Origin of the sequence: Cyanobium sp. ATX 6E8 (genome assembly GCF_024346335.1) — a bacterium.
In the GTDB taxonomy this organism is placed as follows: domain Bacteria; phylum Cyanobacteriota; class Cyanobacteriia; order PCC-6307; family Cyanobiaceae; genus Cyanobium_A.
In genome coordinates this window covers 27239-52225 of the sequence record NZ_JAGQCT010000014.1, presented here as the reverse complement: position 1 = coordinate 52225, position 24987 = coordinate 27239, and the positions used below count along the sequence as shown (strand labels likewise).

Annotated in this window: 25 protein-coding genes and 1 tRNA gene; 12 read left to right on the top strand and 14 right to left on the bottom strand. The window is 68.9% G+C overall.

The genetic code is table 11. The features are described from left to right. The first annotated feature begins 562 nt into the window (after positions 1-562). Positions 563-1735 carry a class I SAM-dependent RNA methyltransferase gene (locus KBY70_RS11370; protein ID WP_254988558.1) on the top strand — a complete coding sequence of 391 codons (1173 nt, stop codon included), beginning with the start codon at positions 563-565 and terminating at the stop codon, positions 1733-1735. 154 nt (positions 1736-1889) lie between these two features. On the opposite strand, the gene KBY70_RS11365 is transcribed toward KBY70_RS11370, so the two are convergent. Together KBY70_RS11365 and KBY70_RS11360 are read right to left on the bottom strand one after the other, a co-directional pair. Then, positions 1890-2306 (bottom strand): phage holin family protein, encoded by a 417-nt coding sequence (locus tag KBY70_RS11365; RefSeq protein ID WP_094561155.1) that lies wholly within the window; start codon positions 2304-2306, stop codon positions 1890-1892. Beyond that, positions 2303-2725 carry a glycine zipper domain-containing protein gene (locus KBY70_RS11360; RefSeq protein ID WP_094561154.1) on the bottom strand — a complete coding sequence of 141 codons (423 nt, stop codon included), beginning with the start codon at positions 2723-2725 and terminating at the stop codon, positions 2303-2305. The genes KBY70_RS11365 and KBY70_RS11360 overlap by 4 nt, the downstream gene beginning before the upstream one ends. 99 nt (positions 2726-2824) lie before the next feature. Here KBY70_RS11360 and smc point away from each other — a divergent pair, with 99 nt between their 5' ends. Both smc and KBY70_RS11350 read left to right on the top strand, forming a co-directional pair. Further along, positions 2825-6433, top strand: coding sequence for a chromosome segregation protein SMC (gene smc, locus KBY70_RS11355; protein WP_254988557.1), 3609 nt, complete (start codon positions 2825-2827; stop codon positions 6431-6433). Between the two features lie 72 nt (positions 6434-6505). Continuing rightward, a complete protein-coding gene (locus KBY70_RS11350; RefSeq protein WP_254988556.1) occupies positions 6506-7561 on the top strand; it encodes a PRC-barrel domain-containing protein in 1056 nt (351 codons plus the stop codon). A 35-nt stretch (positions 7562-7596) separates the two neighbouring features. On the opposite strand, the gene msrB is transcribed toward KBY70_RS11350, so the two are convergent. The 3 genes from msrB to KBY70_RS11335 all read right to left on the bottom strand — a co-directional run bounded on the left by msrB (position 7597) and on the right by KBY70_RS11335 (position 9448). Further along, entirely contained in the window at positions 7597-8040 is a 444-nt protein-coding gene (gene msrB / locus KBY70_RS11345) for a peptide-methionine (R)-S-oxide reductase MsrB (protein ID WP_094561152.1), read from the bottom strand. 28 nt (positions 8041-8068) lie between these two features. Continuing rightward, entirely contained in the window at positions 8069-9340 is a 1272-nt protein-coding gene (locus tag KBY70_RS11340; RefSeq protein WP_094561151.1) for a glycosyl transferase, read from the bottom strand. 26 nt (positions 9341-9366) lie between these two features. Further along, positions 9367-9448: transfer RNA gene (locus KBY70_RS11335), tRNA-Leu, on the bottom strand. A gap of 132 nt (positions 9449-9580) precedes the next feature. Between KBY70_RS11335 and accC the strand changes: the two genes are divergently transcribed. After that, a complete protein-coding gene (accC, locus tag KBY70_RS11330) occupies positions 9581-10933 on the top strand; it encodes an acetyl-CoA carboxylase biotin carboxylase subunit (RefSeq protein ID WP_254988555.1) in 1353 nt (450 codons plus the stop codon). Between the two features lie 2 nt (positions 10934-10935). Here accC and KBY70_RS11325 read toward each other — a convergent pair whose 3' ends face one another. After that, complete coding sequence (locus KBY70_RS11325) at positions 10936-11280, bottom strand: YggT family protein (protein ID WP_094561149.1); 345 nt, start codon at positions 11278-11280, stop codon at positions 10936-10938. A 90-nt stretch (positions 11281-11370) separates the two neighbouring features. On the opposite strand from KBY70_RS11325, the gene psbX reads away from it, so the two are divergent. The 4 genes from psbX to KBY70_RS11305 all read left to right on the top strand — a co-directional run bounded on the left by psbX (position 11371) and on the right by KBY70_RS11305 (position 13524). After that, positions 11371-11493 (top strand): photosystem II reaction center X protein, encoded by a 123-nt coding sequence (gene psbX, locus KBY70_RS11320; RefSeq protein WP_094561148.1) that lies wholly within the window; start codon positions 11371-11373, stop codon positions 11491-11493. Between the two features lie 53 nt (positions 11494-11546). Further along, a complete protein-coding gene (locus KBY70_RS11315; protein ID WP_094561147.1) occupies positions 11547-12440 on the top strand; it encodes a Ycf66 family protein in 894 nt (297 codons plus the stop codon). A 92-nt stretch (positions 12441-12532) separates the two neighbouring features. Beyond that, entirely contained in the window at positions 12533-13051 is a 519-nt protein-coding gene (locus KBY70_RS11310; RefSeq protein WP_094561146.1) for a Tol biopolymer transporter periplasmic protein, read from the top strand. Continuing rightward, positions 13048-13524: a TolB family protein gene (locus tag KBY70_RS11305; protein WP_094561145.1), complete on the top strand. Its 477-nt coding sequence runs from the start codon at positions 13048-13050 to the stop codon at positions 13522-13524. Before KBY70_RS11310 ends, KBY70_RS11305 begins: the two co-directional genes overlap by 4 nt. Here KBY70_RS11305 and KBY70_RS11300 read toward each other — a convergent pair whose 3' ends face one another. From KBY70_RS11300 to KBY70_RS11290, 3 genes are read right to left on the bottom strand one after another with little or no spacing between them, the layout of a single operon-like run. Next, positions 13525-13716, bottom strand: a complete 192-nt coding sequence (locus tag KBY70_RS11300) for a chlorophyll a/b-binding protein (protein ID WP_094561144.1) — start codon at positions 13714-13716, stop codon at positions 13525-13527. Between the two features lie 4 nt (positions 13717-13720). Beyond that, the gene (locus tag KBY70_RS11295; RefSeq protein ID WP_094561143.1) at positions 13721-15712 is read right to left on the bottom strand and encodes an ABC transporter ATP-binding protein/permease; all 1992 of its coding nucleotides are present in this window, start codon (positions 15710-15712) and stop codon (positions 13721-13723) included. A gap of 39 nt (positions 15713-15751) precedes the next feature. Continuing rightward, on the bottom strand, positions 15752-16114 hold the full coding sequence (locus tag KBY70_RS11290) for a histidine triad nucleotide-binding protein (RefSeq protein WP_254988554.1): 363 nt from the start codon (positions 16112-16114) through the stop codon (positions 15752-15754). 73 nt (positions 16115-16187) lie between these two features. On the opposite strand from KBY70_RS11290, the gene KBY70_RS11285 reads away from it, so the two are divergent. Continuing rightward, positions 16188-17762 (top strand): YifB family Mg chelatase-like AAA ATPase, encoded by a 1575-nt coding sequence (locus KBY70_RS11285; RefSeq protein ID WP_254988568.1) that lies wholly within the window; start codon positions 16188-16190, stop codon positions 17760-17762. Positions 17763-17795: 33 nt separating this feature from the next. Here the strand turns inward: KBY70_RS11285 and rpsU are convergent, their stop codons facing one another. The 4 genes from rpsU to def all read right to left on the bottom strand — a co-directional run bounded on the left by rpsU (position 17796) and on the right by def (position 19572). Continuing rightward, positions 17796-17966: a 30S ribosomal protein S21 gene (gene rpsU / locus KBY70_RS11280; RefSeq protein WP_010304532.1), complete on the bottom strand. Its 171-nt coding sequence runs from the start codon at positions 17964-17966 to the stop codon at positions 17796-17798. Between the two features lie 76 nt (positions 17967-18042). Continuing rightward, positions 18043-18669 (bottom strand): DUF3747 domain-containing protein, encoded by a 627-nt coding sequence (locus tag KBY70_RS11275; protein ID WP_094561174.1) that lies wholly within the window; start codon positions 18667-18669, stop codon positions 18043-18045. Between the two features lie 54 nt (positions 18670-18723). Beyond that, on the bottom strand, positions 18724-18921 hold the full coding sequence (locus KBY70_RS11270) for a hypothetical protein (RefSeq protein WP_094561141.1): 198 nt from the start codon (positions 18919-18921) through the stop codon (positions 18724-18726). Between the two features lie 9 nt (positions 18922-18930). Then, a complete protein-coding gene (gene def, locus KBY70_RS11265) occupies positions 18931-19572 on the bottom strand; it encodes a peptide deformylase (RefSeq protein ID WP_094561140.1) in 642 nt (213 codons plus the stop codon). A gap of 173 nt (positions 19573-19745) precedes the next feature. On the opposite strand from def, the gene KBY70_RS11260 reads away from it, so the two are divergent. The 3 genes from KBY70_RS11260 to KBY70_RS11250 are packed head-to-tail and all read left to right on the top strand — an operon-like array spanning position 19746 to position 24315. Then, positions 19746-21641 (top strand): prolyl oligopeptidase family serine peptidase, encoded by a 1896-nt coding sequence (locus KBY70_RS11260; RefSeq protein ID WP_254988553.1) that lies wholly within the window; start codon positions 19746-19748, stop codon positions 21639-21641. Further along, positions 21638-22990 carry a sodium/glutamate symporter gene (locus KBY70_RS11255; protein WP_094561139.1) on the top strand — a complete coding sequence of 451 codons (1353 nt, stop codon included), beginning with the start codon at positions 21638-21640 and terminating at the stop codon, positions 22988-22990. The genes KBY70_RS11260 and KBY70_RS11255 overlap by 4 nt, the downstream gene beginning before the upstream one ends. Then, on the top strand, positions 22987-24315 hold the full coding sequence (locus tag KBY70_RS11250; RefSeq protein WP_094561137.1) for a sodium/glutamate symporter: 1329 nt from the start codon (positions 22987-22989) through the stop codon (positions 24313-24315). The genes KBY70_RS11255 and KBY70_RS11250 overlap by 4 nt, the downstream gene beginning before the upstream one ends. Here KBY70_RS11250 and KBY70_RS11245 read toward each other — a convergent pair. Then, the gene (locus tag KBY70_RS11245) at positions 24312-24986 is read right to left on the bottom strand and encodes a class II aldolase/adducin family protein (protein ID WP_094561172.1); all 675 of its coding nucleotides are present in this window, start codon (positions 24984-24986) and stop codon (positions 24312-24314) included. The two genes, KBY70_RS11250 and KBY70_RS11245, sit on opposite strands and share 4 nt — an antisense overlap. Position 24987 lies beyond the last annotated feature (1 nt).

Here is a 24987-nt window from a genome sequence, read left to right as displayed (position 1 = left end):
TCCGCGGGACGGGAACGATCAAGCGGAGCCTGCCAGCGCGAGCGCTGCAGATCCCAAACCGCCAGCAGGACCGCTAGCGACACCAGCGCTGCCAAGGCCATTCCCAGGGACAAGCGGTTGGGGTTCGCCCTGATGCGCCGCCGCCTAGACGGCTGGGCCCTGCCCAACGGGCGGGCACAGCGTCCACACACCAGTCGTCCAGCCAGGCCACGATCCGCCTTAACCGACCAACTGCCGCAGTGGGGACATGCCATCGCTCAGCCAATGAAAAGGCCCCTTCCAGGGCCCATGGGTCATTTGGGTGATAAGGCTGACCTCACCCCATCTCCCTTAAAGGGTCAGGCAGCCACAGGGGCGGTCTGACGGGAGAAACGAACGATGTTGTTCGCTGTTACGTGTTTGCTCTTACCGAGCAGGCTTCAGTCACCCTCCTCATACCCCGTCGAAACCATTGCAGCCCCATGAAGTGGAGCTGAGCGGAATCGAACCGCTGTCCGAAGCACCGGTGTGGATCACCTAGTCCGGCCGAAACCGGACTCATGCATTGTGGCAGCAGCCAAAGGTGGACGCAGGGGTGGGCATCACCGAACCGATCAACGGCGGACCAATCCATGGCGTGGCAGTGGTGCCACCGGGCCTCGAAAACGCCGCGGCGTCCGAGCTCACGGCCTTGGGCTGCCGAGCCGTTTCACCCCTACTCCGGGCCGTGCGCTTCCAGAGCGATCTGGCCGGCTTCTACCGTTTGCACCTGCAAGCCCGCCTGCCCTTCCGGCTGCTGCGCCAGCTGGCCCACTTTCCCTGCAGCAGCAAAGACGAGCTCTATGACGGCGTGCAGCGCGCCGTCGACTGGAGCCGCTGGCTGCCCCCCGGCACCAGCTTCCGGGTGGATGCCACCGGCACCGCCCCCGGCCTCAACCACAGCCACTACAGCGCCCTGCAGGTCAAAAATGCCCTGGTCGACCTGCAACGCCAGCAGTGGGGCGCCCGCTCCTCCGTCGACCTCGACGATCCCGATCTGGCCCTGCACCTGCACCTAGGCGGGGGCGAGGCGAACCTCAGCCTTGATGGCAGCGGCGGCAGCCTGCACCGCCGCGGCTACCGCGCCGCCATGGGCCTGGCTCCGCTGAAGGAAAACCTCGCCGCCGGCCTGATCGCCCTCACCGGTTGGGATGGCAGCGTGCCCCTGGCCGATCCCCTCTGCGGCTCAGGCACCCTGCTGATCGAAGCGGCACGGCTGGCCCTGGGGCTGGCGCCGGGGCTGGGCCGGCACTTCGCCCTGGAGCGCTGGCCCGACTTCGACCCCCAGCTCTGGCAGCAGGAGCGACAGGCCGCCACCGCCCTGGCCCTCGCCAGCGTCGATCCCCTACCGCCAATCGTGGGCATGGAGCAGGATCCCGCCGTGCTGGAGCAGGCACGCAGCAATGCCAAGGCCGGCGGCGTGGCCGAGGCGCTCGATCTGCGCCTGGGCGACTGCCGCGATTTTCAGCCGCCCGCGGGCCCCGGCATCCTGGTGTGCAACCCGCCCTACGGCGAGCGCATCGGCGAACGGGACGCCCTCGAACCGCTCTACGCCGATCTGGGCCGAATGATGAAGGAGCGCTGCAGCGGCTGGAGCCTGTGGCTGCTGAGCGGCAACCCCGAGCTCACCGGCGCCCTGAAGATGAAGGCCAGCCGTCGCATTCCGATCAGCAACGGCGGCATCGACTGCCGCTGGCTGCACTACGAGATCCGCTGACTCAGGGCTTGTAGTTAAGGGGCTTGTGAATCAGGGCCTGTGGATCAGCTCCCCAAAGAGGCCACGGGCCCAAACGGGTTTCAGAGGTTGTTGAACAAGTTGTTCATCACTTGCAAAACAGCGATTCAAGCCACCCACCCCGGCACCCCCCAGCTCAGCGGCCCAGGATCGCGCGGGTGGTTTTGCTGAGGCCGGCGGTGGTCTGGGGCAGATAGGGGCCCTTGACCAGCTGGCCGCCCACCCGCACAAACACCCCGGCCAGCACCAGATCCAGAGCCGCCACGGCCAGAGCAGCGTGGATCCAGCTGAGCCCCTGGGCCTCACGCAGCCACAGCAGCAGGGCCAGCTCGGCGCCGATCAGGGCCAGCAGCAGCAGGGCCAGTCCCCCGCTGAGCAGCAGGGCGCCACTGATCAGCCGCCGCTTCTCCCGGTCCACCTCCTGCAGGGCGATCCGCACATGCAGATCCATCACCGAGGTCATCAGGGCGCCGACCCGACCGGCCGCCACCCTCGCCACGCCGCTGCGCGCCTCCCGCTCCTGGGAAGGCCCCGGCTCGTTCTGATCCGTCATGCCGAGCGCCGGCCCGAAGCCAGCAGCAGACCCAGCAACACGCCCACGCCCGTGGCGATGCCGATCGCCATCAGCGGACGCTCCCGCACGGGCTTCTCAATGCGGGGTCGCAGTGAGGCATTCAGCTCATCGAGCAGGCTCTCGAGCTGGGCTTCCATCGGCGCCAGGTTGTCGGCCAGGCGGCTGGTTTGGTCACCGGCCACCTCCAGCAGCTCCAGCAGCTGGTCCTTCACAACCGTGGCGGTGCGGCCGCTTTGGCTCGCGATCACCTCCACCACCTCATCAAAGCTGCCCCGGGTGGCCTCGAGGGTCTGACGGGCCACGGCGGGCCACTCCCGCTGAATGGTGGGAATCAGGGTCTCAAATCGGTCGCGGAAGCCCTCGGGGCTGGCAACGCGGGGAGGCGTCTCGGCGGTCATGGAGAGGGAGGCGACAACGCAACGCAGCCCTCAAGCTAAGGAGGGGGTTGAGCTTTCGAAACCCTCCGCTACATTTCTGCTGCTCGGCGCACGGGCCTGTTGGTTCACATCAATCAGGTCGAGCTCACCCATTTCAAGTCCTTTGGCGGGTCGATGACGATCCCGCTGGAAGAAGGATTCACGGTGGTGACCGGGCCGAACGGCTCCGGCAAGAGCAACATTTTGGATGCGGTGCTGTTCTGCCTCGGCCTGGCCAGCAGCCGCGGCATGCGCGCCGACCGCCTGCCCGACCTGATCAACAGCGCCATGTTGCGCGCGGGCAAGGCCGCCGAAACGTCGGTGAGCGTGCGCTTCGACCTCAGCGAATGGCAGCCCGATGAGGCGGAAACGGGGCTGGAGCCGCCCGAGGAGGGCCCCTGGATCAAGCCCGGGCAAACCGAATGGACCGTGAGCCGGCGCCTGCGGGTGGCGCCGGGCGGCACCTACGCCAGCAGCTTCAGCGCCGATGGCGTGCCCTGCAACCTGCAGCAACTGCAGAGCCAGCTGCGGCGCCTGCGGGTGGACCCGGAGGGCAGCAACGTCGTGATGCAGGGCGACGTGACCCGAATCGTCTCGATGAGCGCCCGCGACCGGCGCGGGATCATCGATGAGCTGGCCGGCGTGGCCCTGTTCGACAGCCGCATCGAACAGACCCGCGGCAAGCTCGACGAGGTACAGGAGCGCCAGGAGCGCTGCGCGATCGTGCAGCAGGAGCTGCTCAGCTCCCGCCAGAAATTGGAGCGCGACTGCGCCAAAGCCCGCACCTACCAAGACCTGCGCCAGCGCCACCACAGCGGCCGGCTGCAGGAGCAGGTGCTGGCCTTCGAAGCCGCCCAGACTGGCCTGGCGGCCCTGCTACGCCGCCGCGAAACCCTCACCGCCCAGCAGCTGAGCGAGCGGGAAGCGATTGCAACCGGTGAGGAGGCACTGACCGCCGCCGCCACCGCCCTCGAGCAGCTTCAGGCTGAGGTGAAGGCCCTCGGCGAAGACCAGCTCCTGGCCGTGCAGGCCGAGTTGGCGGGTCTGGAGGCCAGCGGCCGCGAACTGGCCCGCCAGGCCGAGAAACACCAGCTCGACGCCGAAGCCCTGCAGCGCCAACGCCAGGAGCGGGCCCACAGCCAGGGCGACCTGCGCGAGCAACAACAGGCCCTCGACGACAGCGCCGACCAGGCCGAACTCGATGCCGCCGAGGCGACCTGCCGCAGCGCCGAAGCCGCCGTGGAACTTTCCCGCCGCCGCCTGGGCGAGGTGGCGGGCCGCTCCGGCAGCTGGATGGAGGAGCAGCAGCAGCGCAGCCTGGCCCGCCAGCAACTGGCCGACCAGCTGGGCCCCCTGGAAGCGGAGCGCCAGCAGCTGCAGGAGCGGCTGCGGCAGCACCAGGAGCGGCTGGCCGAACTGCAGAAGGAGGAGCAGCAGGAGGGCCTCAGCCATCGCAGCGGCCAACAGCAGCTGGTGGCCACCGAGAGCGCCTGGCAGCAGGTGCTGGAGGCCACCCGTCAGGAGCAGCAGCAGGTGCAGGAGCTGGCCGAAGCCCTGGCCCTGCAGCAGCGCACCCGCAGTCGCTTGGAGCAGGAGCAAGCCCAGCTGGAGCGGGAGATCGCCCGGCTCGACAGCCGCCGCGAAACCCTGCAGGAAAGCCGCGGCACCGGCGCCCTGCGGGTGTTGCTGGAGGCCGGCCTCGACGGCATTCACGGGCCCGTGGCCCAGCTGGGCGAGGTGGAGGAGCGGGTGCGCCTGGCGCTGGAAGTGGCCGCTGGCGGGCGGCTGGGCCAGGTGGTAGTCGACGACGACCGCATCGCCGCCCGGGCGATCGAGCTGCTCAAAACCCGCCGGGCTGGCCGGCTCACCTTCCTGCCGCTCAACAAGATCCGGGGGGGCTCCGGCGGCGGTGCCAGCTCAGGAGCGGCACTGCAGCGGGGCGGCGCTGGGGCCGGCGGCACCGGACTGATCGGCAAGGCGGTGGATCTGGTACGTCACGAGCCCGTCTATGCCGAGGTGTTCCGCTACGTCTTCGGCGACACCCTGGTGTTCGACAGCCTGGCCAACGCCCGCCGCGAGCTGGGCAGCTGCCGGGCCGTGACCCTCGATGGCGAATTGCTGGAAAAGAGCGGCGCCATGACCGGCGGCAGCCTGCAGCAGCGCGGCGGCCAGCTCAGCTTCGGCCGCGCCCAGGAGGGCGACGAGGCCGCTCCCCTGCGCCAGCGGTTGCTGGAGCTGGGCGAGAGCCTGCTGGCCTGCCGCCGCAAGGAGGCCGAGCTGGGCCAGCGGCTCGAGGCCCTGCGCCCCCAGCTGCTGCAGCACCAGCAACGGCAGGCGGCCCTCGAGGCCGAGCGCAGCGCCGCCCAGCGCACCCTGGCCCCCCAGCTGCAACGCCAGCAGCAACTCGGTAGCCGCCTCAGCCAGCTCCAGGCCACCCTGCATGCGGATCTGCAACGCCAGCAGGAGCTGGAGGCGCTGCTCATCCCCCTGCAGCAGCAACGCGCCGCCCTCGAGCAGGCCGAAGCCGCGGTGCAGGCCTCCGGCGATGCCGCCCGCTGGCAGGGGCTGCAGAGCGAACTGGAAGCCGCCGACGCCGCCCTGGCTGCCGCCCGGCGCCAACGCGATGAACTCCTGGCCGCCCGCCGCGAACGGGCCCTCGCCGCCGAGCGGCTGCGCAACCAGCTCGAGGCCCTCGCGGCCGATGAGCAGCGGCTGGTGAGCGCCGTCAACGCGCTGGTGGCAGAGCGGGCCCGCTGGAAGGAACAGCACCAGGCCGACCAGGAGCGCCGCAGCACCCTCGAAGCCCAGCAACAGGAGCTACAGACCCGTTTCGGCGAGCGGCGCCGGGCCCGCGATGCGGCCGAAGCCCAGCTGGCAGCCCAGCGCCAGGCCCTGCAACAGCGGCAGTGGGAGGTGCAGCGCCTGGGCGAGGAGCTGGAGTCGCTGGCAGAGCAGCTGCGCGGCGACCAACTGCGCCTCGCCCAATTGGAGCGGGAGCTGCCCGATCCCCTGCCGGAGATCCCCGAGGAGGTGCGCGAAGCCGGGCTGGAGGCTCTGCAGACCGAGCTCCGCAGCCTGCAGGCGCGGATGGAGGCCCTCGAACCGGTGAACATGCTGGCCCTCGAGGAGCTGGAGCAACTCGAAACCCGGCTGGCGGAGCTGGAGGAGCGGCTGGAGGTGCTCAGCAAGGAGCGGGAAGAGCTGCTGCTGCGCATCGAAACCGTGGCGACCCTGCGCCAGGAAGCCTTCCTGGAGGCCTTCACGGCGGTGGATGGCCACTTCCGCACGATTTTCGCGGGTCTCTCCGACGGCGAAGGCCATCTGCAGCTGGAAAACCCCGAGGCTCCCCTGGAGGGCGGCCTTACCCTGGTGGCCCACCCCAAGGGCAAGGCGGTGCGGCGCCTCAATGCCATGAGCGGCGGCGAGAAATCCCTCACCGCCCTGAGCTTCCTGTTTGCCCTGCAGCGCTTCCGCCCGTCGCCCTTCTATGCCCTCGACGAGGTGGACAGCTTCCTCGATGGGGTCAACGTGGAGCGGCTCGCCGCCCTGATCGCCAGCCAAGCCGACCAGGCCCAGTTCATGGTGGTGAGCCACCGGCGCCCGATGATCGCCGCCGCTACCCGCACCATCGGGGTCACCCAGGCACGGGGCGCCCACACCCAGGTGGTCGGGTTACCGCCCGCCGCCTGAGCCACCGCCCCCTTCCCCGTCGAGCCAGGTGGGCCACAATGGGCCGATTGGGCCACGGGCACGACCCTTTCATTGACCTCCTCCATTCCCCCCTCTGCTGATCTCGGAGCAGCCGCGCCGAGCGATCGCCTCTGGTTGCGCTCCGAGCTGATGGGCACCCAGGTGATCACCCGCGACACCGGCCGGCGGCTGGGGGTGGTGGGTGAGGTGGTGGTGGACATCGACCGGCGCGAGGTGGTGGCGCTGGGCCTGCGTGACAACCCGCTCACCCGTTTCTTGCCGGGCCTGCCGCGCTGGATGCCCCTCGATCGGATTCGCCAGGTGGGCGACGTGATCCTGGTGGATTCTGCCGATTCGCTGGCGGAGGGTTTCAACCCCGACCGCTACGGCAAGGTGATCAACTGCCAGGTGATCACCGAGGCGGGCGACCAGCTGGGACGGGTGCTCGGCTTCAGCTTCGACATCGAAACCGGCGAGCTGGCCACCCTGGTGATCGGCGCCCTGGGGGTGCCCCTGCTCGGCGAGGGCGTGCTGAGCACCTGGGAGCTCACGGTCGAGGAGATCGTCAGCAGCGGTCCCGATCGAATCATTGTTTACGAGGGCGCCGAAGACAAGCTCAAGCAACTGGGCTCCGGCCTGCTCGAGAAGCTCGGCATCGGCGGGCCCAGCTGGGAGCAGGAGGAGCGGGAGCGCTACCGCAGCGGCATGGTGCCGGTGGAAAACCAGTTAGCCCCGGGTCAGCCGGCGGTGCAGGAACAACGCCGCATCCAGCCGGCCACCAGCCGGGCCATGGAGCCCGAAGAGGAGCTTGATTACGTCGAGCTCGATGCCCAGCGTCAACGGGAGCCGCTGCGCCAGCGCCGCTACCTCGATGAGGAGGAGTCCCGCTACGAGCAACCCCGATACGAAGAACCCCGATACGAAGAACCCCGATATGAGGAGCCCCGATATGAGGAGCGCCGGCGGCCGCTCGAGCCCGAACCCATCGCCCCAGAAATCCGCGCCTCCGAGCCCCGCCCCGTGGAGAGGCGGCCCCTGGAGGCCCGTCAACCGGAACGTCGTCCAGCCCCCACGCCTACGCGCGAACCGCTGGACGTGGACGCCGAGGACCTGGCCGACCCCTGGTGAGGGGCTGCGCTGAATCGTGCCCCCTCAGCCGCCGCTCAGCGCTCGCGGAATGCCAGCGACGCTGAGTTGACACAGTGGCGCTGGCCCGTGGGGGCCGGCCCATCATTGAACACGTGACCGAGGTGGGCGTCACAGTTGGCGCAGCGGATTTCGGTACGCACCATGCCGTGGGAGCTATCGGTGTGGGTGCTGATGGCCCCCGGCTTCACCCCATCCCAGAAGCTGGGCCAGCCCGTGCCGGAATCAAACTTGGTGGCACTGCTGTAGAGCTCGGCATCGCAGCAGATGCAGTGGTACATCCCGTTGCCCTTGTTGTTCCAGTAGGCACCGGTGAAGGCCCGCTCGGTGCCGCCCTGGCGCGCAATCCGAAACTGCTCGGGGGTGAGCTTCTGGCGCCACTGCTCCTCGCTGGCCCCGCGGGCCAGGCCGCTGTCGAGGCCGCAGGCCGAAGGGTCGGGGGTGCTGGCGGCATCAGCCATAGGAACGATCAGAACGCTGGTGGCAACCCTAGGCACCTGGGCCGGGGCCCCTCGCGTCAGGGGGCAGCAGTTCCTGCACCAGGGCCGCCAGGCTGGCCACCGCCCCGGGCTGGCCGCGCAGGCTGCGCAGATCGGCCCTCATGCCCTCCAGGCGTTCGGGTGCCGCCAGCCAGTCGGCGGCCTCAGCGGCAATGCCCTCCGGCGTGATCCCCCCCACCCGCTCGGGCACCAGCATGCGGCCGGCGGCAATGTTGGGGGAGGCCAGAAAACCCCGGTGCCGCAGTCGCCAGGCCGTGAGCAGCACCCCAAACAGCCAACGCAGCAGCGGCAGGCGCCCCAGCAGGCCGGCCAAGCCATCCCAGGCCTGCATCACGTGCAGGTGCTGGGTGGGCACCAGCACCAACATCGGCACCCCCAGCGCCGCCAGTTCCGCCGTGTTGGCCCCCACGGTGGTCAGGGCCAGGGCGCATTGGCTCAGGGCACTGTGGGCTGGATTTTCAAGCACCAGCTGCAGGCGGGTGCCGGCCTGCGTCTCCAGTAGATCGGCACCCAGCAGCCGGGGCACCCCGGATCGGTAGGCCCGGGCGATCGGATTGGCCGCACCGGCCTGGGCGAGCAAATCCTCCACGCTGGTGGTGGGGGCCAGGGGCAACAGGAAACGGCAGTCCGGTCGTAGCGCCGCCAGGCGATCGGCCGTCTCCAGCAGGAACGGCACGCCCACACGCAATTTGGCCCGCTTGGAGCCCGGCAGCAGGGCGACCCACTCGCCCTCGGGAAGCGGCGCATCGCTGCGGGCCGACTCCGACAGATCAGCCATCAGATCGCCGACCACCGTGCAGCGCTCGGCCCAGCGCGGCGCCAGCCGACCGGCCGCCAGGGGCCCCATCGCCGCAATCCGATCGTTCCATCCGGGCCATCGGGCCACCCATTCGGCATAGGTGAGGTGCCGGTAGCCGAGGCGCGCCGAGAGCAGCACCGTCCAGAACTGATCCCCCCCTAAAAACACCACCACCCCCTGACGGCTCCAGGGGCCGAAGCGCCGGGGTTGCAGCAACAGCTCCCAAAACTGCCGAGCCGGCACGATGCGCTCGAACAGCCCCCAGCTTCCGGCGGCGTGATGTTCCCGGCCGGTGCCATTCGGGCAGGGCACCAGCACGAGCTGCAAGCTGCAGGCGGCTCCAGCAACGGCCGGCCGCAGCGGCATCAAGCGCTGCAGGCGCAGGGCCAGGGGTCGTACCCAGGTGGAGAGCTCACCGGGCCCGTTGCTCACCAGCACGATCGACACCGGTGCCGGATGCATCAGCTGGGAGAGCCGGAAAAAAGAAATGCGGATGACGAGACTTGAACTCGTAAGGCCGAAGCCACACGCCCCTCAAACGTGCGTGTCTACCAATTCCACCACATCCGCATGTGGTACGGATCGCTGGAGGCGCTCCGGTCCGAGCAATATACCCATTGCCCCTCCGGGAACCCCCTGGAAAGCGGGCTCTAGCAGCACTGATACAGTCCGCATTGGCCTGGTTCTGCTGAGTCGTCGCGGATGTCCATCGGCAAGTTGCTGATCGCCAACCGTGGCGAAATTGCCCTGAGGATCCTGCGCACCTGCCGGGAGCTCAGCATCCCCACCGTGGCGGTTTACAGCACGGTGGACAAGAACGCGCTGCACGTGCAGCTCGCTGATGAAGCGGTGTGCGTGGGCGAGGCGCCCAGCAGCAAGAGCTACCTCAACATCCCCAACATTCTGGCGGCGGCCACCTCCAGAGGTGCCGACGCCATCCACCCCGGCTACGGCTTCCTGGCCGAAAACGACCGCTTCGCCGAGATCTGCGCCGACCACGGCCTCACCTTCGTGGGCCCGTCGCCGGAGGCGATCCGCTCGATGGGCGACAAGTCCACGGCCAAAGCCACCATGCAGCTGGTGGGCGTGCCCACCATCCCCGGCAGCGAAGGGCTGTTGCAGAGCGTGGACGAGGCCCGCCGGCTGGCGGCTGAGATGGGCTACCCGGTGATGATCAAGGCCACCGCCGGCGGCGGCGGCCGGGGCATGCGCCTGGTGCCCGGGCCCGAGCAACTCGAGAGCCTGTTCAAGGCCGCCCAGGGCGAAGCCGAAGCAGCCTTTGGCAACCCGGGGCTCTATATGGAGAAGTTCATCGACCGGCCCCGGCACGTGGAAGTGCAGGTGCTGGCCGATCGCCACGGCAACGTGGTGCACCTTGGCGAGCGCGACTGCTCGATCCAGCGCCGCCACCAGAAGTTGCTGGAAGAGGCCCCAAGCGTGGCCATCAACGCCGACCTGCGCCGCCAGATGGGCGAGGCCGCCGTGGCCGCCGCCCGCACCATCGGCTACGAGGGCGCCGGCACCGTGGAATTCCTGGTGGACCGCAGCGGCGCCTTCTACTTCATGGAGATGAACACCCGCATCCAGGTGGAGCACCCGGTCACCGAAATGGTCACCGGGGTCGACCTGATCGCCGAGCAGCTGCGCATCGCCGGCGGCGAACCGATCTCCGTGACCCAGGAGCAGATCAAGCTCTGCGGCCACGCCATCGAAGTGCGCATCAACGCCGAAGACCCCCGCCAAAACTTCCGCCCAGCCCCCGGCAAAATCACCGGCTGGCTCCCCCCCGGCGGCCCCGGCGTGCGGGTCGATAGCCACGTGTACACGGGCTACGAGATTCCGCCCTTCTACGACTCGCTAATCGGCAAGGTGATCGTGTGGGGTACGGATCGCGAACACGCCCTCAAGCGGCTGCGGCGGGCCCTCTCCGAGTGCGCCGTCACCGGCATTCCCACCACGATCGAGTTCCACCTGCAGCTGCTGGACCGGCCAGAATTTCTGGCCGGCGACGTGCACACCAAATTTGTTGAGCAGGAGATGCTGCCCCCGGCCTGAACTCAGCCGACCAAACCGGCCTGGGCCCGCATCAGCACCTGGCTGACCAATCCCTGCTGGCCCACCAACAGCTCGCGCACCAGGCTCAGCAGGCCTACCCACACCACCGGGGTGACATCCACCCCGCCAATCGGCTGGATGAGGCGCCGCGTGGCAGCCAGCACGGGCTCGGTCGGGGCGCCGACCAGCCGCATCGCACCGCGGCTCAGATCCACCTGGGGGTACCAGGTGAGCACAATCCGGAACAGAAACAGCAGGGTCCAGAGCGCCAGCCCCAACCCCAAAACCAGGTGCAGCCCTGACAGCACCGGCAACCAGGACGGGGACGTGGGTGGCAGGGCCGTCACAAAGCTCTAAGCAGCTGGGCCTGCAGCGTAGGAAGCCGCCGCCACTGCTTAGGATTTCGCGACGCTTGATGCCTGAGAGCTGGCCCCGCCATGACGCCTTCCCTCGCCAACTTCCTGAGCAGCCTCGTTGCGGGTGCAGTGATCGTGGTGGTGCCGATCACCATCGCCCTGGTGTTGATCAGCCAGAACGACCGCCTCGATCGCAAGCTCTGATCCCCCTGGCCTGGCTGCCTACAGTGGCGCAACGGTCCGACGGGTGAAACACCGTGGTTAATGCCAGCCTGAATTGGGCCAGCATCGTGGGCATCGTGCTGGCGGTAGGCGGTGCGCTGCTCTACTTCATGCGCAGCTTCAAGCCCGCCCTCGCACGCGACTACGACGTCTTCTTCGCCGCGGTGGGCCTGCTTTGTGGCGGCATCCTGTTTTTCCAGGGATGGCGCCTCGATCCGATTCTGCAGTTCGGCCAGTTTCTGCTCGCCGGCACCACCGTCTTCTTCGCCTACGAGAGCGTGCGGCTGCGGGGGGTGACCACTGAGCAGGCCCGGCGCTCGTCCTACTTCGACGACGACGAGCCGGTGCCGGCGCCAGGCCCCTATCGCCCGCGCATGGGTGGACGCCCCTGGGGCGAGAGCGACGTGGATCGCTTCGATGAGCCCCAACCGCTACGCCGGCGCATTCCTACCCGCGAGGATGAGTCCGACGACGACGACTTCTACCGGGCCCGCCGCCCCAGCCGGGCCGCCATCCCCGAACGGGCCGCCAGCCGTCGCTCCGCCCAGGATGATTGGGCCCCCCAGGCCCAGGCCGGCGAAAGCGCAGACCGCCCTGACCGCAGCCGCTACAGCGCCGCCGGCAGCACCACGCGCCCTGCTGCTGATTTTGGTGCCCGCCGGCGCGAACGCGACGGTGCTGCTGAGCCCCGGCGCGGCAGCCGACCGGTGGCCGCCAGCGAGGCGATGCCCCGCTCAACCCGACGCCCCACCAGCCCCGAAGGCGCTGGTCCCTCCATGGCCCCTCCGTCCCGTGGGCCTGCTGGTGTGCCCCAGGGTTCGCCGATCAGCAAGGCTGAGTCCATCAGCGACGCCGACTTCACCCCGGTGAAGCCCCCCACCAGTGCCGAGCCCCGCCCGCGGGACAACAGCTCCCGCTTCGACGACTGACCGCCTCCGCTGCGAACCGTCGGCCTGGGCCAACTCGGCCCTCCTCCATCACGCTGCGGCAGCAGCTGACTTCTGGACTGGCGGCTGGCCTGATGTGTGTGCTGGCAGGCTGTGACGCCGGGGCTTGGTTGCCACGCCGCAACGCCGGACCCGCCGGGGTGCTCAGCGCCACCAGCCGCCAGGAGCCTGCCCTCAGTGGCCAGGGACGCTGGCTGGCCTCTGTGGTGGAGCGCGGCGGTCGCGCCACGCTGCTGCTGCAGGAGCAGCCCAGCGGGCGGGTTGTGCAGCTGCGCCACTTCCAGAATCACCAGCCCCACAGCTCCCCCTCGCTGAGTTGGAACGGGCGCTATGTCGCCGCCCTGGTGCAGCAGGGCAACCAGCGGCTGCCGCTGATCGAAGACCGGGCCACCGGGGCCCTGCATCGGCTGCCCTTGCCCGCCGATCGCACCGCCGTGCGGCTCAGCCTGGCGCCGGAGGGGCGCCGGCTGGCCGTGCAGGTGGCCCAAGGAGGCCAGTGGCGGGTGCAGCTGTTTGACCTGAGCAACCTGCTGGAGCCCGACCTACCCGGCGGCATCGCCCTCCAAGGCGGCGGGCTGGATACACCCCGATGAAATCGCTTCTGCCCACCACCGTGCTCGCCCTACTGCTGGCTGGCTGCCTGGGCCCAGTGCCCATGCCGATCGGGCCGCTCAACGGCCGGATCGAAGCCCTGGGCGCCAACCGCGATCCAGCTCTGTCGGGACGCTGGCTCGCCCTGATCAGCGGTCGGGGCGGGCGTGAACAGGTGCAGCTGCTGGATCTCGAGCGCCAGCAGCCCGTGCCCGTGCCAGGGCTCAACCGGGCCGATGCCCAACCGGTGAGTGTCAGCATCGATGCGGCCGGGGAGCGGATCGCCCTGGTGCGGCAGCTCGAAGGACGCACCGAGTTGGTGCTCTACCGGCGCTCACTGCAGAGCCTGCAGCCCATCGCCATGGTGCCGAGCGGCGTTCCCCGCCAGGTGCAGCTCCAAGCGGATGGCCGCCAACTCGCCGTGCAGGTGAGCCGGGGCGGCCTCTGGCAGGTGGACCTGGTGCAGATTCCCTGATCAGGGGATCAGGCCAGCCCAGCGCAGGAAGGTGTCGCCGCTGAGGGCTTCGATCAGCAGCACAGCCGCAAAACCCACCATGGCGAAGCGGCCATTGACCCGCTCGGCGTAGCCACTCCAGCCAAAGGCCGGCACGTCTTGGGTGGTAGCACTGGTGGTGGTGGCACTGGTGGCCGGGGTCGCATCAGGCATCGGATCAGGCGTGGCGGCCAACGTCATAGCCGGCCGCGGGCAACAGGCGCCAATTGCCACAGCCATCCAGCTCCAGCACGGTGTCGTGGAAGGCGGTGAGGGTGGGGCGGTGTCCCACGCTCACAAAGGCCATGTCGCGCTCGGCTAGCAGGGCGTAGAGGTGACGCTCGGTGGCCACATCCAGGGCACTGGTGGCCTCATCGAGCACCACAAACCGGGGGGAATTCAGCAGCAGCCGGGCGAAGGCCAGGCGCTGCTGCTCGCCCAGGGACAGCAGCCGGGGCCAGTCCTGAATAATGTCGAGATCGGGATAGCGCTGCACCAGGTCGGGCAGCCGCACCTGCTCGAGCACGTGGCGCAGCTGGTCGTCGCTGAACCGATCCGGCTGCAGGGGGTAACAGAGCTGTTCCCGCAGGCTGCCCAGCAGCATGTAGGGCTTCTGGGGGATGAACAGCAGCTCCCCTTCGTTGGGCCGCTCCACCCGGCCGGCCGCCGGCGGCCACAGCCCGCTCACCATGCGAAGGAAGGAGGTTTTGCCGCAACCAGAAGGCCCCACCACCAACAGGCGCTGGTGGCGATCCACTTCGAGGCTCAGATCACGGATCAGGGTGCGGTTGGTGCGAGGCGGCACCAGATCCACGTGGCTCACCAGGATCGTGCCGTCGTCGCGACCGCGGCTGGTGGCGGCGAGCTGCACCGCCAGGGCCGCTGCTTCCGTGCCGATGGAATCCACCTTGCCCTGGAAGCCCTCCAGACGGCTGATCGAAGCGGAGAACGCGGCCAGTCGATCGATGTTATTGACGATGTAGCTGACCGAAAACAGCACCTGACTGAAGGCGATGCTGGCCTGGCCAAACACACCGAAATCCACCTCCTTGGCGAAATAAATCGGCGCGATCACCAGCCAGGGCAGAAAACGGGAGAAGTAGTCGTAGGAGCGCTGGATCACACTGATCAGCGCTTCCCAGATGATCAGGCGGTCGTAGTTGCGAATCGCTCCACCCAGCCGGCGCTCCGCCTCCCGGGCTTCCTGCTGTTCACCGCGATAGAAGGCAATCGACTCGGCATTGTCACGAATGTGGACAAGCCCGTAGCGAAAGTCGGCCTCAAGCTTGAGCTGCTGATAGTTCAGGTTCACCAGCTTGCGGCTTGCAAACACAATCAGGGCCGTACCACCCACGGAGTAAACCAACAGCACCAGCGCCAACTGGTCGCTGATGGTCCAGAGCACGATGATGAAACTAACGAAGGTCAACAGCGCCGAGATGATCTCAACGGTGACACTCAGACTCGTACCAGTGAAGCTTGCCGTGTCCTGGGAAATCCGTTGATCAGGGTTGTCGATTTCCTCCAGCGATTCGTCATTCGGGTTGAGAACGTAGTAGGCACGGTTGGACATATAGCGGCCCAGCAGACGCCCACTCAACCATTCCCGCCATAGCAGGCCGAGCTTCGGGATCAGATAGCTCTGAATCGCCCGGATCGGCAAGGCTAAAACCAGGCAGAAGGCGTAGATAGCAACGATCTTCCAGAATTCTTCTGCGTTATAAGCAACCAGAGCATTTTCAATGTTGCGAGCAATAAAGCTAATGCCCACATTGATGCCATTGATCACCAGGATCAGCAAGGTGATCACCCCCATCAGCAGCCACGGCAGCCAGCGCCCCTGGCGCAACTTGCTGCGCAGGGCCACAAAACAGCCCAGGCCCCCGGCCAGCAGCACCATCACCAGCGGGCCGATCGGGCTGCGCCAAATGGCGGCCACCTGCTCGGGCACCCCCGGCAGGAAACGGCTGCGCAGCTCGGGGATCAGGGCCCCGCTCAGGGCCAACACACCGGTCAGCAGCAGCAGGGTGCTGCCGACCACCACGGCGAGCAAGGCCACCACAAGCAGCAAAAACTGCCAGCCCTGGCTGTCGTCCACCGGCAGGAAGTAGGGCTGGGCCAGGCGTTGCAGCTTGGCCAGCTGAACGCGAAGGGCCTTGAAGGGATTCATGGAGCGGATCAGATCAGAGCATTGTGGCTGGGCCGGCAGCTAGCCCGGCGGCCAGGCCAGGGGACGCCCACCCATCACGTGCACGTGCAGGTGAAACACGGTTTGACCCGCCTCGGCGCCACTGTTAATCACGGTGCGGAACGACTCCAGCCCCTCCTGGCGCGCCACCCGCGCGGCCACCAGCAACAAATGGCCAAACAACAGCTCATGCTCCTCCGAAGCCTCAGACAGCTGGGTGATGGGCTCGCGGGGGATCACCAGCACATGCACCGGGGCCTGGGGGGCCACATCGCGAAAGGCCAGACAGTGCTCGTCGGCATACACCTGATCACAAGGGATCTCACCGCGCAGGATGCGCGCAAAGATCGTGTCAGTCGGGGCCGGATCGGCGGAGCTGGCCATCGCTGCAGGGGGCGTCGCGGAGTGGTCGGGGTGAGACAGCTCGGGCACTAACGCTGTAGTGGCCGAAGGCGTGATGTTGGCACGGTGCAAGACCGCGTCTCTGCGAGGGCTGGACGCCAGACCCGTGCTGGTGGAGGTGGATCTCGCCCCGGGATTGCCGGGCCTGCAGCTGGTGGGCCTGGCCGACGCAGCGGTGCAGGAGGCCCGGGAGCGGGTGCGCTCCGCCCTGCGCCACAGCGGCCTGAAGGTGCCCCTGACGCGGGTGGTGGTGAACCTGGCCCCAGCCGACCTGCGCAAAGAGGGGCCCGGCTTCGACCTGCCGATTGCCCTGGGGCTGCTGCTGGCCAGTGGCCAGCTGGGCGAGGCCTGCTGCGATGGGGTGTGGAGTGCTGCAGAGCTGGGCCTCGACGGAGCGCTGCGCCCAATCCGGGGTGTTCTCGCCATCGCCATCGCGGCCCGCCAGCATGGCGCCAGGGCCCTTGTGGTGCCAGAGGCCAATGCCTGGGAGGCCGCCCTCGTGGAGGGGCTGCAGGTGTGGGGGGCGAGCGATCTGGGCCAAGTGCTCTGGCGGCTGCAGCACCCCAAAGCCCCCAATCAAGCCTGCAAAGGATCCTCCACCCGCCAGCTGGCCTCGCCCGAGCCGGCGGCCAAGGATCTCGCCGACGTCAAGGGACAGGCCCATGGGCGCCGTGCCCTGGAGATCGCTGCTGCCGGAGGGCACCATCTGCTGCTCTGCGGCCCGCCTGGCAGCGGCAAAACGATGCTGGCCCAGCGCCTTACCCGGCTGCTGCCGCCCCTCGATCCCACAGAAGCCCTCGAGCTGACGGCGATCCACTCGGTGGCAGGATTGTTGGACAGCAGCCAGGGCCTGCTGCAAACCCGCCCCTTTCGAAGCCCCCACCACAGCTGCTCCGCCCCGGGGCTGATCGGCGGCGGCGCCCAGCCCCGGCCTGGGGAACTGGCCCTCGCCCACCATGGGGTGCTGTTTCTCGATGAGCTGGCCGAATTTCGGCGGGCAGTGCTCGACCAACTGCGCCAGCCCTTAGAAGACGGAGAGGTGTGGATCCACCGCGCCCGCCAACGCACCCGCTTCCCCTGCCGGATCACCCTGGTGGCCGCCGCCAACCCCTGCCCCTGCGGCTGGTTTGGGGATCCGGAACGCAGCTGCACCTGCGGCGAAGGGCAGCGGCGGCGCTACTGGGGCCGGCTATCCGGGCCGCTGCTGGATCGTATTGATCTCCAGGTGGTGATGCGCCGGCCATCCAGCGAAGCCCTCACCGCCCCCTTCCGCAGCCAGGGGGGCACTGAAGGCCTGGCAGCCGGCAAGACGACCGATGCCAAGGCCGAATCAACGGCCGTCGTGCGGGCACGGGTGCAACGAGCCCGCTTGCAGATGTCCAGCCGCAACCCCTTGGGCTGCACCAACAGCCGCATCCCCGGAGGGCAATTGGAGCAGGTGGTGCAGCTCGACAGCGAGGCCTTAAACCTCTGGGAAGGCGCTCTTCAGCAGCGGCAGCTGAGCGCGCGCGCCGGAGCGCGGCTGTTGCGGGTCGCCCAAACAATCAGCGACCTGGCCGAACAAGAGCGGATCAGCGCAGAGGCCATTGCCGAAGCGCTGACCTACCGCTCCTTTGACCAGGGGCATTGATCGAGAGAGGGGGCTGCTCCGGCTCCGCGCCAATCAGCGGCGGCGGCGGCGCTGCTGGGCCTTGCGCTTGTACTTCTCAACGGGGGTCTCGTGGTGCCGCAGACGCTTGAGGTCGGCAAAGATGCCCGCCTTGGACACCTGGCGCTTGAAGCGGCGGAGGGCCGATTCAATCCCTTCGTTTTCGCCGACAGTGACCTGGGTCATGAAGCGCTGCAGTACTCACAGAGTTGGCCAATGTAGCAACCGCTTGTCCCAGGGCCCGCTCGGGCACAGGCCAGACTCAGTCGCCAGCGGCACCACCAGAAGCCGGGCGGGCGGAGGGAGCAGCCTGCTGAGTCAGGGCCTCGGGCCAGGCTTCGCGGTAGATGTACACGTGGCCAAGGGCTCGGCCGCCATAGGCCCGGCGCTTGAGCTGCCAGCCTGGTTCAAACACCAGCTGCAGGAAACCGGTGCCTGGACCCTGGGTCCGGGCTACCACCATTTCTGGCCCCGCGCCGACCTTGGTAGGGAAGGCCAGAAGAACGTTGTCGTTGCTCTGGCGCACCACTGTGAGCCGATAGCTGGCGGCCAGATCGTCGCCCCCAACCCGCACCGAGTAGCCATTGGCGTCGATGAAGCGGCTGCAGATCCCGCTGAAATCAAATGTAGCCAACAGGGGTTCGACGGCCGCAGGCGCCCCGGGAGCAACCACAAAACAGGGGCGAGTGGGCTTGAGCTGTTCGTAGATGTTGAGCTGGGCGCGGGTGCCATCCCCGATCGGCGCCGCCACCAGCACGAAGCGCTCCTGACTCAGGTCGACCGCCTCAAACAAGGCGCTGGCCATCGCCGGACTGACGCTGCCAGCACTCAGCACAGCCGCACAGGCAGCCAAGGGGAGCGAACGGGCGCGCAGAACTGGCAATCGCATCACGGCATCCGGGAACTTGGTGAACGCAATCGTATGCAAAGCGGCCGGCCAGAGCTAAGCCGGCTTGTTGATACGGATGGCCAGCACCAGCGCCACCACGGTGCCCGGCAGGCTCATGCCCAGGATCCAACGGGTGGTGGACACCCCAAGGTCGGGATCGCCATAGGCCAGCTCAAACACCGACCCGGTTGAAGCAATTCCCAGCAGGCACGCCAAGGCCAGGAACAGGCCAGCCAGCGGTTTCATCGGCATGGGTCGTGGTTAGCGAATGGAGTGGACGTCGGCACGCTGGAAGCCCTTCTCCTGAAGGCCCTCATTGAGGCTGAGCTCATCGGTGACCCGATCGACGAACAGCACCCCATTGAGGTGATCCATCTCGTGCTGGATGCAGCGAGCCAACAGGCCATCGGCCTTGACCCGTTGGGGCCGGCCCATCTCGTCGCGGTAGCTGACCTCAACGGCAGCCGGACGCACCACGTTGAGATAGACCCCGGGGATGCTCAGGCAGCCCTCCTCATAGGTCTCGATGGCGGCCCCGAAGGAGCCGATCTCCGGGTTGATCAGCACCATCGGCGGCGTGGCGGCATTTTCGGGATCCAGATCGATCACAAGCAGCTGCTTGTGCACCCCCACCTGGGGGGCGGCCAGGCCAATGCCGTGGGCGCTGTACATGCTGCGTAGCATGTCGCGGGCCAGATCCCGCACACTCTCATCCACCTTGCTGATGCGCTTAGCAGGGGTGCGGAGCACTGCATCGCCAAGGGTGTGGATGGTGAGGGGGGGCTCATCGAGAGCCACCTTGGGCACCTGAACACTGCGGGTGGCCTGCACGGCGGAGCGAGCCATCTGGGCAAAGCTGCCGGCGGAACTGCGGGCCAACGGGATACTTAAAACGTTGCACATCATCCTAAGGCGGCCGGCCGGAGTCCCTGGCTGAACGCCTGGTGGGCCCTGGCCGGCAAGCCCTGTGAAACGCCCTGTGAAACGCTCTGTCAAACGCTTTTCAAACACAGCCTCAAACGCTCCCCCGCTCAGCTCCGTTGAACCCAACCTCGAGCACCACGTTGAGCACTGCCGTGACCCGCACACGCCGCCCTGAACCCTTGGCCGCGGCGCTGGTGGAGGGACGCACCCCCAGCCTCAAGGAACCGCTGCTCCGCGATGGGCGGCTGCTGTGGCTGGAACAACGCCCCCAGGAGCAGGGCCGCACCACCTTGATGCTGCGGCCGGCGGCGGGCGGGGTCGCGGTCGAGCTCACCCCGAGCCCCCACAACCTGCGCAGTCGGGTTCACGAATACGGCGGCGGTGTCTATGCCGTTGGGGGCAACGATCTGGTGTTCGTCGACGACAGCGACCGCTGCCTCTGGCACCTGAATCTGCCCGGCGCCCCGCGGCGGCTCACCACCCCTGGGCCACGGGCCTTCGCCGATGGACTGATCGATGCTCCCCGCCGGCGCTGGCTCGGCGTGATGGAAGCCGAGGGCCGCGACCAGCTGGTGGCGGTGCCCCTGGCCGGCGGCGAGCCGCAGCGGTTGCATCAGCCGGCCGACTTCTGCGGCTACGCCGCTCTCAGCCCTGATGGCGGCCAGCTGGCCTGGGTGGAGTGGCAGCAGCCGTTCATGCCCTGGCAGCGCAGCCAGCTATGGCTTGCAGCGGTGAATGACGACGGCACGCTGGAGGAGCCCCGGCCGGTGGCCGGCTCCGGCCCCAACGCCACTGACACCGACACTGACACCGACGCCGCAGCGATCTCGGTGTTTCAGCCCCTCTGGATCAGTCCCAGCGAGCTGGTGGTGGCCAGCGACGCCTCGGGCTGGTGGAACCTGCAGCGACTCGACACCGCCAGCGGCGCCTGGCAGCCCCTGCTACCGCTGGAGGCCGAATTCGCCATGCCCCAGTGGGTGTATGGCATGCGCACCACCGCCTGGGACGGCCAGCAGCTGATCGCCGCGGCCGCTCAGGAGGGGGCTTGGCAGCTTGGGCGGGTGCATCTGACCCCAGACCGGGTGGGCACGCCGGCCGCCTGGGAGCCCCTGGACCAGCCCTTCGACGATCTGGCCGGCCTGAGCGCCGAAGCCGGGACGCTGGTGGCACTCGCCAGCAACCCCACCAGTCTGGAGGGGCTGCTGGAGCTGAAACTCGACACAGGCGTTTGGCGTCACACGCCGGTGGCCCCCTGCCCGCTGCAGCCTGAGGCGATCAGCCAACCCGAGCCACTCTGGTTTGCCGGCCACGGCGGGGCGCCCACCCACGCCTGGTTTTATCCCCCGGCCGACGGCGCCCACGCCGAGGCGCCCCTGCTGGTGAAGGGCCACAGCGGGCCCACCGCCATGGCGCGGCGGGGCCTGAGCCTGGGGATTCAATTCTGGACGTCGCGCAGCTGGGGCGTGGTGGATGTGAACTACGGCGGCTCCACCGGCTTCGGGCGGGCTTACCGCGAGCGGCTCGATGGCCAGTGGGGCGTGGTGGATGTGGCCGATTGCGCCGCCGCCGCCCAGGCCCTGGTGGCGGCGGGGCAAGCCAGCCCTGCGCGCATCGCCATCGAAGGCGGCAGTGCCGGCGGCTTCACCGCCCTGGCCGCCCTCTGCTTCACAGATGTGTTTCGCGCCGGCGCGAGCCGCTACGGCGTCACCGACCCCAGCGCGTTAGCGAGCGAGAGCCATCGCTTTGAAGCCCGTTATCTCGATGGCCTGATCGGCCCCTGGCCCGAAGCGCGCGCCGCCTACGAAGCCCGCTCACCCCTGGCCCACGCCGATCAGATCCGCTGCCCGGTGGTCTTTTTCCAGGGTCTCGACGACCAGGTGGTGCCGCCCGAGCAGACCGAGCGCATGGCGGCGGCACTGGAGGCGAACGGCATCCCGGTGGAGGTGCACCGCTTTGCCGGCGAGGGCCACGGCTTCCGCAGCGGCAGCGTGCGGATCCAGGTGCTCGAGGCCACGGAGGCGTTCTTCCGTCGCCACTTCCAGCGATGAGCGCCCTGCACGGCCCCCTGCTGCTGGCCCTGGCAATGGCGGTGCTGGGGGGGCTGGTGGCGCTGGGACGGGCGATCGGTCCGGCCCTGGGGCTGCAGCGGATCGGCCTGCCGGCAGCGCTGGTGGCCGGCGTGCTGGGGCTGCTGCTGGGCCCCTATGGCCCCTGGCCGGTGCTGCCGGCTCCGGTGGAAACGCTGTGGGCGCGGTTGCCGATGGTGCTGCTCACCTTTGTGTTTGGCACCTTGATGCTGGGCCGGCCCCTGCCGGATCTGGCCAAATTGTGGAAGCCGGCGGCCGCCCAGACCCTGCTGGGCCTGACGCTGGGCTTCGGCCAATACTTGGTGGGCGCCGTGGCGGTGCTGCTGGTGCTGGGCCCCTGGCTGGGGGCCGATCCGCTGATGGCCTGCCTGATCGAGGTGGGCTTCGAAGGCGGCCACGGCAGTGCCGCGGTGATGGGGCCGATCTACGCCGATCTGGGCTTTGCCGGCGGCACCGACCTAGGCCTGGCCATGGCCACGGTGGGGCTGCTCAGCTCCACCGTGGTGGGCGGCCTGCTGGTGGTGTTGGCTCAGGGGCAGGGCTGGCTGCTGGCCGCCGAGGCCGGCGCACCGCTGTGTGTGCTGCCCGAGCCCACCGCGGCTGCGGTGGCGGCAGGCCCCAGCTGGGCGGAGCGCCTGCGCCAGCTGGCCACCAACCTGGCTCTGGTGGGCATCGCCGTGGGCATCGGCGTGGTGCTGCTGGCAGGGCTGGAGCGGCTAGCCGAGCCCGCTGGCGGCATGCTGCGCACCGTGATCGATGCGTTGCCGGTGTATCCCCTGGCCCTGGCGGGCTCACTGCTGGTGCGCCTGGCACTGGAACGCAGCGACCGGGCCGAGCTGGCCGTGCCAGCCCTGCAGAACGGCCTGGGCGCCCTGGCCACCGACCTACTGATTGCGGCGGCCACCGCCGGGCTCAACCTGCCGCTGCTGCGGGCCAACTGGCTGCCGCTGCTGGTGCTCAGCGGTTTTGGGCTGGCCTGGAACCTGCTGGTGATCCTGGTGCTGGCGCCGCGGATCCTGCCGGCGGGCTGGTTTGAGCGGGCGGTGATCGAATTCGGCCAGGCCACCGGTGTGGCGGCCAGTGGCCTGCTGCTGCTGGGCATGGCCGACCCCGATGGCCGCAGCGAAGCAATCCCTGCTTTTTCGATCAAGCAGCTGCTGCTGCAGCCGGTGCTGGCCGGCGGCGTGGTCACGGTGGCGGCACCCCTGGCGCTGCACAGCTGGGGCTTGCCGCTATGGGGCGGGGTGTGCCTAGGGCTCACGGTGCTCTGGGGCGGCCTGGCGCTGGCATTGGGAGCGGGCCGGCCATGAAATTGTTTGATGTGCTGCTGGCCTTCGCGGCCCTGAGCCTGTTGCTGCTGCTGGCCACGGCTCTGCGCCAGCGGCTGCGGATCCTGCAGCGGCTGGGCCTGCCGGAAGCCCTCATCGCCGGCCTGCTGGGGCTGGCGATCGGGCCCTTCAGCCCACTGCGGCTGTTTCCCGAGCGGGTGACTGCGGTGTGGAGCCAGACGCCGGGCGTGCTGATCACGGTGGTGTTTGCCACGTTGTTTCTGGGCCAGGCCCTGCCCAGCCCGCGGCAGCTGTGGCAGCGCAGCGCCAGCCAGGTGGCCTTCGGCATGGTGCTGGGCTTCGGCCAATACCTGGTGGGGGGCTTGGCGTTGCTGCTGGTGCTCGGGCCGCTGCTGGGCACCAACCCGCTGATGGCCTGCCTGATCGAGGTGGGCTTCGAGGGCGGCCATGGCACCGCCGCCGGCATGGGGCCGAGCTTTGCCGAGCTGGGCCTGGCCAGTGGCGAGGCCCTGGGGCTGGCCATGGCCACCGTGGGCGTGTTGGCAGCGGTGCTGCTCGGCAGCACCTTGGTGGCGATCGGCCGGCGGCGGCGCTGGCTGGTGAGCACGGGCGCGTCGGGGGCTTCGGCCGACCTGGCCCTCGAGGAAGAGGCTGTCCGCCGGCCGCTGCTACCGGCTGGCCCTTCGCCCACGATCGATGCACTCACCGTGAACCTGGCCCTGATCGGCGCGGCGGTGGGGCTGGGGGTGCTGCTCAAGGAGGCGCTGGTGGCCAGCTGGCCGCTACTGAAGGCCTTGCCGCTGTTTCCGCTGGCGATGGTGGGCGGGCTGATCGTGCAGCTGCTGCTGCAGCGGGCCGGCAAACCCCAGCTGGCCAGTGCGCCACTGCAACACAGCCTGGGCGCCCTGGCCATGGATCTGCTGATCACCGCCGCGATGGCCAGCCTCAACCTGCCGCTACTGGAGGAGGCCTGGCTGCCGTTTGTGGTGCTGGCGCTGCTCGGGCTTACCTGGAACCTGGCGGTGTTCTGGTGGCTGGCACCGCGGCTGTTTGCCGATGCCTGGTTTGAGCGGGGCCTGGCGGATTTCGGCCAGGGCACCGGCGTGACCGCCACAGGGCTGCTGCTGCTGCGCATGGCCGATCCCTACGGCCGCAGCGGCGTGCTGGAAGCGTTTTCGTTCAAGCAGCTGGTGTTTGAGCCCTTTCTGGGTGGCGGGCTGGTGACCGCCCTCGCACCCATTGCCCTGGTGAGCCTGGGCCTACCGCTCTGGACCGCCCTGGCGGCCCTGCTGACGCTGGCGGCCCTGGGACTGGGGCTGGCGATGCGGAAACAAGCCCAGGGCTAACCCGCAGCTCCGAGGGCCCCGTAGTGGCGCAAGCGCATCTGCTCGGCCACCCGTCCCATTTCGGCTTCGCTCAGGAGCGGCGGCTCGCCCAGCTGCAGCGCCGCCAGATACATCTGCGCCAGGGTTTCCACCTCGATCGCCAGGGCCAGGGCCTGCGCCAGCGTGGCGCCCAGGGTCACCTGGCCGTGGTGCGCCAGCAGACACGCCTGGCGGTGCTCCAGGGCCTGCCCCGCCAGATCCGAGAGTGCCTGGCTGCCGAAGGTGGCATAGCCGCCGCAGCGGATGTCGGGCCCGCCGGCCTGCACCACCATGTAGTGGAAGGGTGGGATGCCGCGGCCATGGCAGGCCAGCGCCGTGGCGTGGATCGAATGGCAATGCACCACGGCCTGGATCTCCGGCCGCTGGCCCAGCAGATCGGCATGCAGGCGCCACTCGGAGGAGGGGCTGCGGCCAGGCACCGTCGCCCGGCCCGCCAGGGGCTGACCTTGGTGGTCGATCGCCACCAGATCCTCAGGCCCCATCTGCTCAGGGGGGACGGAGCTGGGGGTGATCAGCAGGCCGCCCTCGATCCGCACCGAGAGGTTGCCGGCGGTACCGGAATTGAGCCCGGTACTGCTCAGGCGCCGCGTGGCCGCCAGCAGGTCCTGGCGGGCTTGGTCTTCGGTGTTCAAC

Bases quoted from the DNA above. Each gene is read 5' to 3' on its own strand.
- KBY70_RS11365 (WP_094561155.1), bottom strand. From the start codon at position 2,306: ATGACGGATCAGAACGAGCCGGGGCCTTCCCAGGAGCGGGAGGCGCGC.
- KBY70_RS11360 (WP_094561154.1), bottom strand. From the start codon at position 2,725: ATGACCGCCGAGACGCCTCCCCGCGTTGCCAGCCCCGAGGGCTTCCGC.
- msrB (WP_094561152.1), bottom strand. From the start codon at position 8,040: ATGGCTGATGCCGCCAGCACCCCCGACCCTTCGGCCTGCGGCCTCGAC.
- KBY70_RS11340 (WP_094561151.1), bottom strand. From the start codon at position 9,340: ATGCATCCGGCACCGGTGTCGATCGTGCTGGTGAGCAACGGGCCCGGT.
- accC (WP_254988555.1), top strand. From the start codon at position 9,581: ATGTCCATCGGCAAGTTGCTGATCGCCAACCGTGGCGAAATTGCCCTG.
- psbX (WP_094561148.1), top strand. From the start codon at position 11,371: ATGACGCCTTCCCTCGCCAACTTCCTGAGCAGCCTCGTTGCGGGTGCA.
- KBY70_RS11310 (WP_094561146.1), top strand. From the start codon at position 12,533: ATGTGTGTGCTGGCAGGCTGTGACGCCGGGGCTTGGTTGCCACGCCGC.
- KBY70_RS11305 (WP_094561145.1), top strand. From the start codon at position 13,048: ATGAAATCGCTTCTGCCCACCACCGTGCTCGCCCTACTGCTGGCTGGC.
- KBY70_RS11300 (WP_094561144.1), bottom strand. From the start codon at position 13,716: ATGCCTGATGCGACCCCGGCCACCAGTGCCACCACCACCAGTGCTACC.
- KBY70_RS11295 (WP_094561143.1), bottom strand. From the start codon at position 15,712: ATGAATCCCTTCAAGGCCCTTCGCGTTCAGCTGGCCAAGCTGCAACGC.
- KBY70_RS11290 (WP_254988554.1), bottom strand. From the start codon at position 16,114: ATGGCCAGCTCCGCCGATCCGGCCCCGACTGACACGATCTTTGCGCGC.
- KBY70_RS11285 (WP_254988568.1), top strand. From the start codon at position 16,188: ATGTTGGCACGGTGCAAGACCGCGTCTCTGCGAGGGCTGGACGCCAGA.
- rpsU (WP_010304532.1), bottom strand. From the start codon at position 17,966: ATGACCCAGGTCACTGTCGGCGAAAACGAAGGGATTGAATCGGCCCTC.
- KBY70_RS11275 (WP_094561174.1), bottom strand. From the start codon at position 18,669: ATGCGATTGCCAGTTCTGCGCGCCCGTTCGCTCCCCTTGGCTGCCTGT.
- KBY70_RS11270 (WP_094561141.1), bottom strand. From the start codon at position 18,921: ATGCCGATGAAACCGCTGGCTGGCCTGTTCCTGGCCTTGGCGTGCCTG.
- def (WP_094561140.1), bottom strand. From the start codon at position 19,572: ATGTGCAACGTTTTAAGTATCCCGTTGGCCCGCAGTTCCGCCGGCAGC.
- KBY70_RS11255 (WP_094561139.1), top strand. From the start codon at position 21,638: ATGAGCGCCCTGCACGGCCCCCTGCTGCTGGCCCTGGCAATGGCGGTG.
- KBY70_RS11250 (WP_094561137.1), top strand. From the start codon at position 22,987: ATGAAATTGTTTGATGTGCTGCTGGCCTTCGCGGCCCTGAGCCTGTTG.